The organism is Hafnia paralvei (assembly GCF_020150375.1).
Classification (GTDB): Bacteria; Pseudomonadota; Gammaproteobacteria; order Enterobacterales; family Enterobacteriaceae; genus Hafnia; species Hafnia paralvei.
Genome location: NZ_CP083737.1, coordinates 4,654,297 through 4,667,134, shown reverse-complemented (window position 1 = coordinate 4,667,134; position 12,838 = coordinate 4,654,297). Strand labels below are relative to the sequence as shown.

12 protein-coding genes and 1 rRNA gene are annotated in these 12,838 nt (G+C 45.9%); 8 read left to right on the top strand and 5 right to left on the bottom strand.

Annotated features, from left to right (window positions below; genetic code table 11):
• Positions 1 to 82 precede the first annotated feature (82 nt).
• Positions 83 to 198, top strand: a 5S ribosomal RNA gene (gene rrf / locus K9N75_RS21500).
• A 104-nt stretch (positions 199 to 302) separates the two neighbouring features.
• On the opposite strand, the gene mobB is transcribed toward rrf, so the two are convergent.
• Positions 303 to 821: a molybdopterin-guanine dinucleotide biosynthesis protein MobB gene (gene mobB / locus K9N75_RS21495; protein WP_008815694.1), complete on the bottom strand. Its 519-nt coding sequence runs from the start codon at positions 819 to 821 to the stop codon at positions 303 to 305.
• Positions 818 to 1,402, bottom strand: a complete 585-nt coding sequence (gene mobA / locus K9N75_RS21490) for a molybdenum cofactor guanylyltransferase MobA (RefSeq protein ID WP_039186149.1) — start codon at positions 1,400 to 1,402, stop codon at positions 818 to 820. The genes mobB and mobA overlap by 4 nt, the downstream gene beginning before the upstream one ends.
• A gap of 165 nt (positions 1,403 to 1,567) precedes the next feature.
• On the opposite strand from mobA, the gene K9N75_RS21485 reads away from it, so the two are divergent.
• From K9N75_RS21485 to dsbA, 3 genes are all read left to right on the top strand, one after another.
• Positions 1,568 to 1,837, top strand: a complete 270-nt coding sequence (locus tag K9N75_RS21485; RefSeq protein WP_004090751.1) for a YihD family protein — start codon at positions 1,568 to 1,570, stop codon at positions 1,835 to 1,837.
• A gap of 87 nt (positions 1,838 to 1,924) precedes the next feature.
• Positions 1,925 to 2,911 (top strand): serine/threonine protein kinase, encoded by a 987-nt coding sequence (locus K9N75_RS21480; protein ID WP_020303539.1) that lies wholly within the window; start codon positions 1,925 to 1,927, stop codon positions 2,909 to 2,911.
• Between the two features lie 31 nt (positions 2,912 to 2,942).
• Complete coding sequence (gene dsbA / locus K9N75_RS21475) at positions 2,943 to 3,566, top strand: thiol:disulfide interchange protein DsbA (RefSeq protein ID WP_004090749.1); 624 nt, start codon at positions 2,943 to 2,945, stop codon at positions 3,564 to 3,566.
• Positions 3,567 to 3,608: 42 nt separating this feature from the next.
• On the opposite strand, the gene yihG is transcribed toward dsbA, so the two are convergent.
• Positions 3,609 to 4,529, bottom strand: coding sequence for a 1-acylglycerol-3-phosphate O-acyltransferase, YihG family (gene yihG / locus K9N75_RS21470; protein ID WP_008815691.1), 921 nt, complete (start codon positions 4,527 to 4,529; stop codon positions 3,609 to 3,611).
• Positions 4,530 to 4,988: 459 nt separating this feature from the next.
• Between yihG and polA the strand changes: the two genes are divergently transcribed.
• Positions 4,989 to 7,790, top strand: a complete 2,802-nt coding sequence (gene polA, locus K9N75_RS21465) for a DNA polymerase I (RefSeq protein WP_130974511.1) — start codon at positions 4,989 to 4,991, stop codon at positions 7,788 to 7,790.
• Positions 7,791 to 7,953: 163 nt separating this feature from the next.
• Complete coding sequence (gene spfP / locus K9N75_RS22905; protein WP_071892919.1) at positions 7,954 to 8,001, top strand: small protein SpfP; 48 nt, start codon at positions 7,954 to 7,956, stop codon at positions 7,999 to 8,001.
• A 233-nt stretch (positions 8,002 to 8,234) separates the two neighbouring features.
• On the opposite strand, the gene yihA is transcribed toward spfP, so the two are convergent.
• Positions 8,235 to 8,885 carry a ribosome biogenesis GTP-binding protein YihA/YsxC gene (yihA, locus tag K9N75_RS21460; RefSeq protein WP_008815689.1) on the bottom strand — a complete coding sequence of 217 codons (651 nt, stop codon included), beginning with the start codon at positions 8,883 to 8,885 and terminating at the stop codon, positions 8,235 to 8,237.
• Positions 8,886 to 9,635: 750 nt separating this feature from the next.
• Here yihA and yihI point away from each other — a divergent pair.
• Both yihI and hemN read left to right on the top strand, forming a co-directional pair.
• On the top strand, positions 9,636 to 10,175 hold the full coding sequence (yihI, locus tag K9N75_RS21455; RefSeq protein WP_008815688.1) for a Der GTPase-activating protein YihI: 540 nt from the start codon (positions 9,636 to 9,638) through the stop codon (positions 10,173 to 10,175).
• Between the two features lie 182 nt (positions 10,176 to 10,357).
• Positions 10,358 to 11,731 carry an oxygen-independent coproporphyrinogen III oxidase gene (hemN, locus tag K9N75_RS21450; RefSeq protein ID WP_008815687.1) on the top strand — a complete coding sequence of 458 codons (1,374 nt, stop codon included), beginning with the start codon at positions 10,358 to 10,360 and terminating at the stop codon, positions 11,729 to 11,731.
• Between the two features lie 132 nt (positions 11,732 to 11,863).
• Here hemN and ghrB read toward each other — a convergent pair whose 3' ends face one another.
• A complete protein-coding gene (ghrB, locus tag K9N75_RS21445; RefSeq protein WP_224452633.1) occupies positions 11,864 to 12,838 on the bottom strand; it encodes a glyoxylate/hydroxypyruvate reductase GhrB in 975 nt (324 codons plus the stop codon).

Below are 12,838 nucleotides of genomic sequence, written 5' to 3'. Positions count from 1 at the left end.
AGACGAAGAGTAAGCTTGTTCAAAGATTGGATTAACTGGCTGGGTATAGCGATATACGTAGCGGGTTGATTAACAGAATTTGCCTGGCGGCGATAGCGCGGTGGTCCCACCTGACCCCATGCCGAACTCAGAAGTGAAACGCCGTAGCGCCGATGGTAGTGTGGGGTCTCCCCATGCGAGAGTAGGGAACTGCCAGGCATCAAATAAACGAAAAGGCCTCATGCGAAAGCATGGGGCCTTTTTGCTATTGGAAAAAAGAAAATCTAAAAAGAATCGCCGCTGACGCGGCGAATTTTTCTTCTTCATGGCTTCAGTTGTTTTAGCCACTGTTCGATAAAATCTGCAATTTTCTCGGTCTTATTAATATCTAATTGCGGAATATCACAATCAACATGCCCATCACTTGCTAACACCAGCACATGCTTATCAATGATGCCTGTAAATGGCTTTCCTACTGATGCACGGTAGAGTGCAATCTTAGAGATTGCTTCATGCTTGAAGCCCTCAACTAAAATTAAATCACAGCGCTCAGGATCGATCTTTGATGCAAGAAATTGCAGGTCTAGAGGCTTTTGCTCAGGCGTTTCAGTCATTAGCGCCCAACGCTTATCGCTTGCCACTAACGTTTGTTCTGCTCCGGCCTTACGCAATTCGTAACTGTCTTTTCCTGGTGTATCCACATCCATATCATGGTGGGTATGCTTAATTAGCGCTATCCTGATCCCTCTAGCATTCAGCTGTGGTATCAACTTCTTTAAAAGCGTGGTCTTTCCTGTTCCGCTATAGGCAGCGATTCCAAGTAAAGGTATTTGAGTTTTCATTCTTGTTCCTTTAGCTTCTGCTCACAACGCTGACATTCTTCATGAGTATTAAAATTAATAAAGCAATCTTGAGCAAGGTAGATAACCTGCTGTGCATTACATTGTTCTAAAAATATCATTAATTTGCGTTCACCTTGCTCAAGATATTTCATCAATGGCGAAATAAGTTCGCGACTTAATAATGCGATAGTTGGATGAGCTCTATTGCCATCATGTATATATGCGGCCTTATGACCATCTCTTTGCATCCAAAGATATTGCACTATATCTGATGGGATAAAGGGGACATCACAGGGCGCAAACATAACCCATTCATGCTTGCTTTGCTGCAAACCACTTAGCATCCCTGCTAACGGGCCAGGATAGTCTCTGAGCGTATCAGTGAAAACCTTTAGCCCCGATTGCTGATAGATGGGTAAATTACGATTTGCGCTGATTGAGAGTGTTTTGACTTGGGGCTTAAGTGTTTCTAAGACATATTGATAAAGGGGCTTCCCGTTAAGCATGACTAGCCCTTTATCATCTCCACCCATTCGAGAGGCTCTTCCTCCTGCCAGTATTACGCCTTCAATATCATGCATGTGGGCCTCCTTTTGTTACTTATATACTGTATTGTAACGCGGGGATGCAGCACTTTCCCATGCGTGTAATAGTTTGTAAAAAGTGAATGTTATACGAGCTAGGACTATCTTTGGTAAATTAAGCCTGATAATTTGTCAGCCCATTAAGCATCAGGGAGAAATAAAATGAAATGCCATCGCGTTAATGAACTAATTGAATTAATCCATCCAGCTTGGCAGCAAGAGCCTGATTTGAATTTGGTGCAGTTTTTGCAGAAGTTGGCCGATGAGGCCGGATTTAAAGGTAATTTAGGTGAGCTGACCGACGATATCCTTATTTATCACCTTAAGATGCGTAATAGCTCAAGTACAGAGGCTATTCCCGGTTTGAAGAAAGACTATGAAGAAGACTTCAAAACCGCCATCCTGCGCGCTAGAGGCGTAATTAAGGATTAATTTCAGACACGATAGTGCACAAACAGCGCAATAGGTCGATTTGATAGTGCTATTATCTCGGTTTATTGCGTGAGTCTTGGCCTGACTATGACTAATCCAGCTTTCAGTTTTCAAACACTTACTCCCGATCTCATTCTTGATGCTATCGAGAGTACAGGAATTCGCATTGATTCAGGTTTAACAGAGCTTAACAGCTATGAGAACCGCGTCTTTCAGTTAATGGACGAAGATCGACAACGTTATGTTGTGAAATTTTATCGTCCGGAGAGATGGTCTGATGGCCAAATTGATGAAGAGCATGTTTTTGCTCGCGAATTGGCCAACGCTGAAATTCCTGTTGTGGCCCCCCTATCTCTGCATGGACAAACTCTTCATCACTTTGCTGGATATGCGTTTACTCTGTTTCCCAGTGTTGGGGGGCGGCAATATGAAATAGACAACGACGATCAACTTGAATGGGTCGGGCGCTATATGGCTCGAATCCACCAAGTGGGTAAACAACAGCTCTTTTCTGAGCGCCCAACGATTGGCTTGGATGAATATCTTTATCAGCCAAGAGACGTTTTAGAAAGAACACCATTATTGCCAGCGAAACTCAAGCCAGCCTTTCTGGCTGCGTTAAACTCGTTGATTGTTGAGGTTGAGCAATATTGGACGACGGATTGGGCCCCCGTACGCTTGCATGGTGACTGTCATCCAGGGAATATCCTATGGCGTGATGGCCCATTATTTGTCGATCTAGATGATGCGCGCAACGGTCCGGTTGTTCAGGATCTTTGGATGTTGTTGCACGGTGAGCGCCAAGAACAGCTGATCCAGTTGGATATTTTGCTTGAGGCATATGGAGAATTTGCTGATTTCGATACTCAACAGTTAAAGCTTATTGAGCCGTTACGCGCGATGCGTATGGTGCATTATTTGGCATGGGTTGCTCGTCGCTGGCAAGACCCTGCCTTTCCAAAGAGTTTTCCGTGGATGGTTGATGAAAGTTTCTGGTTGAGGCAAACATCAGCCTTTATGGAGCAGGTTAAGCTGTTACGAGCACCACCGTTGCAGCTAATGCCGATGTATTAAATCAAAAACTTAAGACGATGGAGAAGTTCGCATGAAAAAGATTTTGTTGGCGTTAGTTGGGATCGCAATGGCATTTGGTGCCTCTGCGGCTCAATTCTCTGAAGGCGATCAGTACGTTAAGCTTGATAAAAGCATAACTGGAGAACCACAGGTATTAGAGTTTTTCTCTTTCTACTGTCCACACTGCTATGAGTTCGAAGAGGTTTACCACGTTTCTGATGCAGTGCGTAAAGGTCTGCCTGAAGGCGTCAAGATGACCAAATACCATGTTGAGTTCTTGGGGCCGTTGGGTAAACAACTGACTCAGGCTTGGGCTGTTGCGATGGCGTTAGGTGTTGAGGATAAAATTACTCAGCCAATGTTTGAGGCCGTGCAGAAAACTCAGAGCGTTCAGAGCCCAGAAGATATCCGCAACGTCTTTATTAAAGCGGGTGTCAGTGCAGCAGACTATGATGGTGCCTTGAACAGCTTTGTCGTGAAATCTCTGGTTGTTCAGCAAGAGAAAGCTGCTGAAGATCTTCAATTGCGTGGTGTTCCTGCAATCTTCGTTAACGGCAAATATATGGTCAAAAATGATGGTTTGGATACCAGCTCAATGGACTCCTACGTTCAGCAGTTCTCTAACGTAGTCAACTTCCTGCTGAAACAGAAATAATCCATTTCCGTCTCATAAAAAACCGGGCTAAAGCCCGGTTTTTTATTTACTCGGCGAGGCATAAACTTTTTTCAAATGATCGATAAGCTGATCTTTTTGCTGCCACAGATTGTTCAGCCATAGCTGGAACTTTCTTTTGAAAACCTTATCGTTAAAGTAGTCTCCATGCATTTCGGAGCTCACTGATAGGGTTTCCACATGTACAACAATTCGTTTCATTCTTCCACAAAGTAAATCGAGAAAAGGACTACGGTTATTGTCTGGGTACAGTAGCGTGACATTTAATACACGATCAAATTGCTGGCCTAATGCGTTCAAAGTGAATGCAATTCCAGCGGCTTTGGGAGGAAGTAAGTTGCGATAAGGAGAGTGTGATTTTATGCGTTTTTCTTTAGTGCTCCGAGTACCTTCAACGAAGTTAACAATGGTCGTAGGGCGTATGCGGAATTTCTCACAGGAACGGCGAGTGGCTTCAATATCTTTCCCGCGCAGTTCAGGGTGCTTTAGCAAATGACTTCGAGAATAGCGTTTCATAAATGGCATATCTAATGCCCAACATGCCAAGCCAACGAACGGAATCCAAGCGAGTTGTTGCTTTAGAAAATACTTATTCATTGGAATATGATTGCGTAACAAAACGCAAAGAACGACGATATCTGTCCAGCTTTTGTGGTTACTGATAACTAAATACCAGTTCTCTTTGCTTAGGTCTTCTAGGCCGTAAACTTCCCAATTCAGGCCGTAATTAAGCTTCATCAGAATGGATAACCCCTCACACCAGCACCACATCATGAAGTCGGCGAAGCTTGCGATATAGCGCCAAACGATAGGGATGGGGAGCAGTAGCTTAAGGACCCCGGCAAGCGTAATCGGCACAGAACATAAAATCGTTACCATTACCGTTAACACCGTGGATAACACAAATATGATAGGGGATAGGACCAAGGTAATTAACGTAGGCATTAGCTTGTTCGCGCAATCGCAATCGAGTTGTTAAAGTACGATTTTATCAGAAGGGTCATTGAACGACAGCAATTCTAAAAATATATGACAGATAAGCTGCAAAGCAGTGGCGTTGTTGATAATTTAGGCTAATCTGTATGAGGTTGCATGCAGGTATACAAAATTTTTGGTAAGTGATTGAAATATTATCCACATCATTAGTTGCTTGATGCTTTTATACACACATATGTGTTTTTGTATATAACTCATTTAAATTACTAATAAAATTACTACTAAGTTCTCAGTGAGAACCCGCGTTATTAAATTTATGATCTTTTGTTCACAAACTTATCCACAATTTGATCAACAAGATCTGAATACTTGATCGCATTCCTCATCAAATCTCCCGCTAAAATTCGTCTCTTGTCTCGAGGTATGGCATCCTTACCTCTAAGTCCACCATCACGATAAAGACATACTATGGCCGAAATACCTGAAAACCCTCTGATCCTAGTTGATGGATCTTCATACCTGTATCGCGCATACCACGCTTTTCCTCCACTAACTAATCGTGCGGGTGAGCCTACAGGGGCAATGTATGGCGTGTTGAACATGCTGCGCAGCCTGATGCTGCAATATCAACCTAGCCACGTAGCCGTGGTATTTGACGCCAAAGGAAAGACTTTCCGTGATGAGCTGTTTGCTGAATATAAGTCTCATCGCCCGCCAATGCCGGACGATTTACGCGAGCAAATAGAACCGCTACATAAGATGGTACAAGCGGTGGGATTGCCGCTGCTGGCTGTATCGGGCGTTGAAGCCGATGACGTCATCGGAACGCTGGCGCAGGCTGCTGAAAAAGCAGGTCGCCATGTACTGATCAGTACCGGCGATAAAGATATGGCTCAGTTGGTTACGCCGAATATTACGCTGATCAATACCATGAATAATACGATTCTGGGGCCTCAGGAAGTATGCGATAAATATGGCGTACCGCCAGAGTTGATCATTGATTTCCTCGCGCTGATGGGCGACTCCTCGGATAACATTCCAGGTGTGCCTGGAGTCGGTGAAAAAACGGCTCAGGCATTGTTGCAGGGAATTGGTAGCCTAAAACAGATCTACAGCGATCTGGATAAAGTCGCGACGCTGAGTTTCCGTGGTGCTAAAACCATGGGTGCCAAACTTGAATTGAATAAAGATCAGGCCGATCTCTCATACCTGTTGGCGACGATTAAGACCGACGTTGAGCTAGACGTTACCTGTGATGATCTCAAGCTTAAACCCATGGATACAGCTCAGCTGCATGAGTTGTTTAGTCGGTATGAATTTAAACGTTGGCTCGAAGATGCTGAAACCGGCTCTTGGTTAAGCGGTGAGAAAAAAGCGCCGGCGGCGCGAAAATCGGCAAAAGATGATACTGAAACCGCGGTTACCGCCGTTGAAGAAACTACGGCGATTCTGTCGCAAGAAAACTACCTCACTGTTCTGGATGATGCAGCGCTTGATAGCCTCATCGCCAGTTTGAAAGCGGCCAAGATTTTTGCCTTCGATACAGAGACAGACTCTCTGGATGTATTGACTACCAATCTGGTTGGTCTGTCATTTGCCACTGCGCCAGGCGTAGCGGCATATATTCCGGTTGGTCATGATTATTTGGATGCACCCGATCAACTGGATCGTGACGATGTATTAGCTAAGCTAAAACCCGTGCTGGAAGATGCTAACTTGCTGAAGGTGGGGCAGAACCTCAAGTACGATCAGGGAGTGATGGCTCGCTATGGTATTGAGCTTCAGGGGATTGCCTTTGACACTATGCTTGAATCTTACGATCTCGATAGCGTCGCTGGCCGCCATGATATGGATAGCTTAGCTGAGCGTCATCTGAATCATAAAACGATCACATTTGAAGAAATTGCGGGTAAGGGGAAATCTCAGCTCACGTTTAATCAAATCGCTTTGGAACAGGCCGCACCTTACGCAGCCGAAGATGCCGATGTTACATTGCAGCTGCATCTCAAACTTTGGCCACAGTTGGAAAAAGAAGCCGGTCTGAAGAAAGTCTTCACCGATATTGATATGCCGTTGGTTCCTGTGCTTTCCCGTATGGAACGTACTGGGGTGCTGATCGATAGCAATATTCTGGGTAAGCACTCGCAAGAGTTAGCTATTCGTTTAGATGAGCTTGAGAAAAAGGCGCATGAAGCCGCGGGTGAGCCGTTTAATCTCTCTTCTCCAAAACAGCTACAAGCTATTCTGTTTGAAAAACAGAAACTGCCAGTTGTGAAGAAAACACCGGGCGGCGCACCCTCGACCAACGAAGAAGTGTTAGCTGAGCTGTCGGAACAAGGTTTTGAACTGCCAACCATCATTTTGGAACATCGTGGTTTAGCCAAGCTAAAGAGCACCTATACCGATAAACTTCCGCAGATGATTAACCCTGCTACTGGGCGTGTGCATACCTCCTATCATCAGGCGGTTACTGCGACAGGACGCCTCTCATCTAGCGATCCAAACCTGCAAAATATCCCTGTGCGTAACGACGAAGGTCGAAGGATCCGTCAGGCCTTTATTGCACCGCAAGGCTATAAGATTGTCGCCGCCGACTATTCACAGATTGAACTCCGCATCATGGCTCATTTGTCTGGTGATAAAGGTCTACTGACTGCGTTTGCTGCTGGTAAAGATATTCACCGCGCAACGGCGGCAGAGGTGTTTGGGCTGAAATTAGAAGATGTGACGAGTGAACAGCGCCGTAGCGCAAAAGCTATCAACTTTGGTCTAATTTACGGCATGAGCGCATTTGGTTTAGCTCGCCAGTTGAATATTGCACGTGGTGAAGCACAGCGCTATATGGATCTCTATTTTGAACGCTATCCTGGTGTGCTTGAGTATATGGAGCGTACCCGTCAGCAGGCCGCTGAGCAGGGCTATGTTGAGACGCTAGACGGTCGCCGTCTCTATCTACCAGAGATCCATTCTCGCAACGGTATGCGCCGTAAGGGAGCTGAGCGGGCAGCAATCAATGCTCCTATGCAGGGAACTGCAGCCGATATCATCAAGCGCGCCATGATTTCTGTTGATGCATGGCTGCTGCAGCAAAAAGAGCCATTGGTCCGCATGATTATGCAGGTGCACGATGAATTGGTGTTTGAAGTGCATGAATCCGTGATTGAGCAAACCGTAGAAAAAGTCCGCGAATTGATGGAACAAAGCCTAGAATTGGCGGTTCCGCTGAAAGTGGATGTCGGTACGGGGGAAAATTGGGATCAAGCTCACTAGATGATGGTTAATTAAGCTATTTATGTAATTTAACTACATAAAACAGCGCTTAAAACCAAGAATATGCCGCTAAATTGAACGCATTTGTGTAAGTAAGCTACAAAAAAGGTTTTACCCTGCCTTAAAATGTTGTAGAGTTACAGACGTAGGGTACAGAGGTAAGATGTTCTATCTTTCAGACCTTTTACTTCACGTAATCGGATTTGGCTGAATATTAGCCGCCCCAGTCTTTTATGACTGGGGCGTTTTTTTTTGTCTAAACAAAAAAGGGCCGCCAGAGCGACTAATGCCGGTCACTTAAGCGCGATTTTAGGGGAAGTACACCGATGGGGTCGTAGCAGCTTTAGCTGCCGGAGCGCCCCGCGGTGTACTAGCCCCGTGTATCTCGATCTCTTAAACGATCAGCATTAGCCAGAGCGACCCTATTTATCTGGAATCTAGCCGTTATTCTCCGCTTTCTTCCTCTTCTTCAGACAGCGTTTCTGGTTCGATCTCGCTAAACCATGTATTCAGTTTTTCACTCAATTTATCTACCCCAAATTTTTTCAGGGAAGAGAATGTTTCAACCTGAATATCGCCCATAAATGGTAGTACGGCTTCACGCACCATATTCAATTGGGCTTTACGTGCGCCAGACGCCAATTTATCGGCCTTGGTTAGCAGCAACATGACTGGCAGGTTAACGTCAACGGCCCATTGAATCATCTGCTGATCGAGATCTTTCAGCGGATGGCGGATATCCATCAAAACCACTAATCCCTTCAGGCAATTACGTTTTTGCAGGTATTCACCCAACGCTTTCTGCCATTTACGCTTCATTTCTTCCGGCACTTCGGCATAACCATAACCCGGTAAGTCAACGAGGCGTACACCGTCGGTGACTTCAAACAAGTTGATCAACTGAGTACGACCAGGTGTTTTACTGGTACGTGCCAAGCCTTTTTGGTTAGTTAGCGTATTCAGAGCACTGGATTTGCCTGCGTTAGAGCGGCCAGCAAATGCTACTTCGATGCCAATATCAGCAGGTAATGCGCGAATATCAGGGGCACTGGTGACGAAGTGAGTCACATGATAATTATAAGTTTTACGGTTCAAAACGTTCGTCTCCATTAAAACATGGCGGTATCTGGTGGGGATTATAACTGCAACAGCCGCAAAGAGCGCATAAAACCGCTGTTTATCTGATGTAAGCTCGAGGCTTACAGCCTTGTGAGACATTGGCTATTTATCTTTCGGGCAATGACGTTTTCAGTTATGAGACTGAATTTATTAAATTAATAGAATCATATGATTACAAAATTACGTGATCTTGCTCACGCTGTAACTTGGGCTGTAGTCCCTTGTTTAGAGCAGCCATTTCTTTAAAGTATCTATCAACGCAAAGGATGGCGGTACGGAAAACTTCGTCAGGAAGACGAATCTCAGGGAGCGCAGGGGTGCGTAGTGAGCGAAAGGATTCACGCTAAAGGATTTAGCGAAGATATATAGGATATATATCTGAATGGATCACACCAACTCAGGAAGAGTTTAGCGCTAGGATTGGCGCAATAAGGACAAGAGCCTCAGGAAGAGGGTGCAAGGAGCAAAACGGCAAAGGGAAAAACCGGGACGTTGAGTGCATTCAGGGATTGAGATGCGTGAATATCCTTCATTTGAAGGCTAGAATTAAGGCGACAGTTTAGGCTGTCGCCTTTTTTCTTTGCGTGCTTTCTGGTAGGGTGTGCGCACTGTCCGCCCCCCAGTTTAAACGCCTGTTTTTCGGGTGTCGGAGACCGGCGTTTCAGGAGTTAACCTGAGCTCGCTAATATTTCTCTACTCGATTTATCTCTCTGTGAGTACACGCTAATGAGTCCTGCCAATAAAACGCCGAAAGCTAAAACTTCAGCGCCAAAACAAAAAAGAAAAACCCGTGTTGAGCTTGATCTGGAAGCCCGCGCGCGCAAGCGCCAGAAGAAGCACCGCGGTAATAAATCTGGTGGTCGTGCAAATCCTGAAACTGCAAACAAGAAGACCACTGATTCTGCAAAGGCTATCGATCCGCGTATTGGTAGCAAAGTACCAGTGCCGCTGGTAGCTACTGAAGTGAAAAAGCCAAAGGCAAAAGCACCTAAGCCCGAAGTGAAAAAACGGCTTTCACCAGAAGAAGAGCTGACCCAGTTAGAAAACGATCCGCGTTTGGACGCGCTTCTGATCCGCTTGGATGATGGCGAAGAGCTGAATAAAGAAGAGCAGACCTACGTCGACAACATGCTGGATCGCATTGATGAGCTGATGGAAGAATTAGGCATCGAGCTTGGCGACGAAGATGATGAAGTCGATGAAGAAGAGCCGAAAGAAGACATCGTTAAACTGCTCAAGCGCGGTAACCCGAAAGACGTATTTTAATCGCCAATGTGGCTAATACTGATAATAGCCTTACTGCTTACGTGTTATCTGTTGTGGTTATTAGGTAAACTATGGTGGCTGTCGCGGCGTAAACAACGCTGGCGGCAAGCTGCCATGACCCGCCAGTTTTCACGACTTCCTCGTCACCGGTCTGGCAGGCGAAATCATCGGAAGGAGTAAGCATGTCGGAACAGGCGATAGTCTGGGATCTGGCCCTGATTCAAAAATATAACTATTCTGGGCCGCGTTATACCTCATATCCTACAGCATTAGAATTCAGCGAAAGCTTTACTGAGGCTGAGTTTGCTCATGCTGTAGCTCGTTATCCTGAACGTGCGCTCTCGCTTTACGTTCATATCCCTTTTTGCCATAAGCTGTGTTACTTCTGTGGCTGTAATAAAATCGTTACCCGCCAAACACACAAAGCAGATGAATATCTCGATAAACTGGCATTAGAAATCAGCCAGCGTGCGCCGATGTTTGCTGGTCGTAAAGTTTCTCAACTGCATTGGGGCGGCGGTACTCCAACCTATTTAGATAAAACTCAGATTTCTCGCCTCATGCGCATGTTGCGCGATGCTTTCGATTTTCTACCGGATGCCGAGATTTCCATTGAGGTTGATCCGCGAGAAATTGAGCTGGATGTCCTCGACCACCTACGCCAAGAGGGTTTTAATCGTCTGAGTATGGGGGTGCAGGACTTCAATAAAGAAGTTCAGAAGCTGGTTAACCGTGAGCAGGACGAGCAATTTATTTTCGATCTGATCAACCGAGCTAAAGCGATTGGTTTCACATCGACAAATATTGACCTCATATATGGCTTACCAAAACAGACGCCAGAAAGCTTTAGCTACACGCTACAAAAAGTGGCTGAGCTTAACCCCGATCGCTTAAGCGTATTTAACTATGCGCACATGCCGAAACTGTTTGCTGCCCAGCGCAAAATCAAAGATGAAGACTTACCGTCAGCAGACAGTAAGCTATCCATCCTACAAGAAACTATCGCGATGCTCACCGATTCCGGTTATCAGTTTATTGGTATGGATCACTTTGCTCATGCCAACGATGAGCTAGCCATTGCGCAGCGAGAGGGCAAGTTACATCGCAATTTCCAAGGCTACACTACGCAGGGTGATAGCGACCTGCTGGGGCTGGGCGTTTCCGCGATAAGCATGATCGGGGATAGTTATGCGCAGAACCGCAAAGTGCTAAAAGAGTATTACGCTGATGTGCAAGACCATGGTCATGCGCTATGGCGTGGTATCTCCATGACTGAAGACGATTGCTTGCGCCGTGATGTGATTAAAAATCTTATCTGCAATTTCCGTTTGGACTATTCCCACGTAGAGAGACAATACGGGATCGTCTTTGCTGATTACTTCGCTGATGATTTAAAACTGCTAGCGCCTCTGGTTGACGATGGGCTGGTGGACGTTACATCAACCCGCATTGAAGTCACTCCTCGCGGTCGCCTGCTGATCCGTAATATCTGTATGTGTTTTGATATCTACCTACGTAAGCAAGCGAGAATGCAGCAGTTTTCACGAGTGATTTAAGTTCTGCGAACTATCCAGGTCGCTTTCGTGAGATAACGTCTGTGCACGATTTGGTGTTGAGCATTCATGGCCGCCTCAAGCACCACGCCAACGTTCTGTTGGCGTGGCTCACCCGGATAAAGCGCTGCGTGATTACGTCAGTAAATGGGCATTAACGCTATTTTCCGTCACTTTCCCTGTTAATGCTGTTATCAAGTTATCTACTGCGCAGGCTGCCATATTATAGCGAGTTTCTTCCGTTGCTGAGCCAATGTGAGGCAGTGCAACAACGTTAGGTAACTGCAGCAACTCTGAATCAACAGGTAAAGGCTCTACTTCAAATACATCGAGGCCAGCAGCGCGAATCGTGCCGTTTTTCAACGCCTTAATTAAAGCGGTTTGATCGACAATTTTACCGCGAGCACCGTTGATCAGAATGGCACTTGGTTTCATCTTCGCTAAGCGCTCTGTATTGATGAGCTTGTGTGTTTGTTCGCTGTAGGGCAGCGTGATACAGACGAAATCAGATTTCGCGAGCAGTTCATCCAGTTCACAGCGACGTGCGTTAAATTCCTGCTCGACTTGCGTATTGGGGCGATCGTTCCAGTACAGAACGTTCATGCCAAAACCGGCGTGCGCACGGCGTGCTAACGCTGATCCGATGCGCCCCATGCCCAGAATACCTATGGTTTTATGGTGAACGTCGACGCCATAGCTATCAACGCCGATGCTGCGTATCCATTTGCCTGCTTTCACCATTTCGGCCATTTCCAACGCACGGCGTGCGGTCATCAGAATTAGCGTAAATACCGTATCTGCCGTGGTTTCTGTCAGAACAGTAGGGGTATGCATTAATACGATTTTACGCCGTGTCAGATCGTCTACGTCAAACTGATCGTAACCTACCGAAATAGTAGAAATTGCTTTTAGCTTTGGCGCATGGTCTAACAAATCCGTGCGTACCGGCACACTGGCGCCGATCATGCCATCGGCGCTTTCTAGTGCTCTGATCACCTCCGCGCGATTGGCATTATTGATTCCATCAAAGAATCGGACATCAAAATACTTCTCTAGGCGTAGCTGCAGGTCAGTAGGTATTTTTTTATACAGAACAACAGATTGCTTCAT

Excerpts from the sequence above, each read along its gene's own strand:
- hemN (WP_008815687.1), top strand. The coding sequence starts at position 10,358 with ATGTCGGAACAGGCGATAGTCTGGGATCTGGCCCTGATTCAAAAATAT.
- dsbA (WP_004090749.1), top strand. The coding sequence starts at position 2,943 with ATGAAAAAGATTTTGTTGGCGTTAGTTGGGATCGCAATGGCATTTGGT.
- mobB (WP_008815694.1), bottom strand. The coding sequence starts at position 821 with ATGAAAACTCAAATACCTTTACTTGGAATCGCTGCCTATAGCGGAACA.
- polA (WP_130974511.1), top strand. The coding sequence starts at position 4,989 with ATGGCCGAAATACCTGAAAACCCTCTGATCCTAGTTGATGGATCTTCA.
- ghrB (WP_224452633.1), bottom strand. The coding sequence starts at position 12,838 with ATGAAGCAATCTGTTGTTCTGTATAAAAAAATACCTACTGACCTGCAG.
- yihI (WP_008815688.1), top strand. The coding sequence starts at position 9,636 with ATGAGTCCTGCCAATAAAACGCCGAAAGCTAAAACTTCAGCGCCAAAA.
- K9N75_RS21480 (WP_020303539.1), top strand. The coding sequence starts at position 1,925 with ATGACTAATCCAGCTTTCAGTTTTCAAACACTTACTCCCGATCTCATT.
- yihG (WP_008815691.1), bottom strand. The coding sequence starts at position 4,529 with ATGCCTACGTTAATTACCTTGGTCCTATCCCCTATCATATTTGTGTTA.
- K9N75_RS21485 (WP_004090751.1), top strand. The coding sequence starts at position 1,568 with ATGAAATGCCATCGCGTTAATGAACTAATTGAATTAATCCATCCAGCT.
- mobA (WP_039186149.1), bottom strand. The coding sequence starts at position 1,402 with ATGCATGATATTGAAGGCGTAATACTGGCAGGAGGAAGAGCCTCTCGA.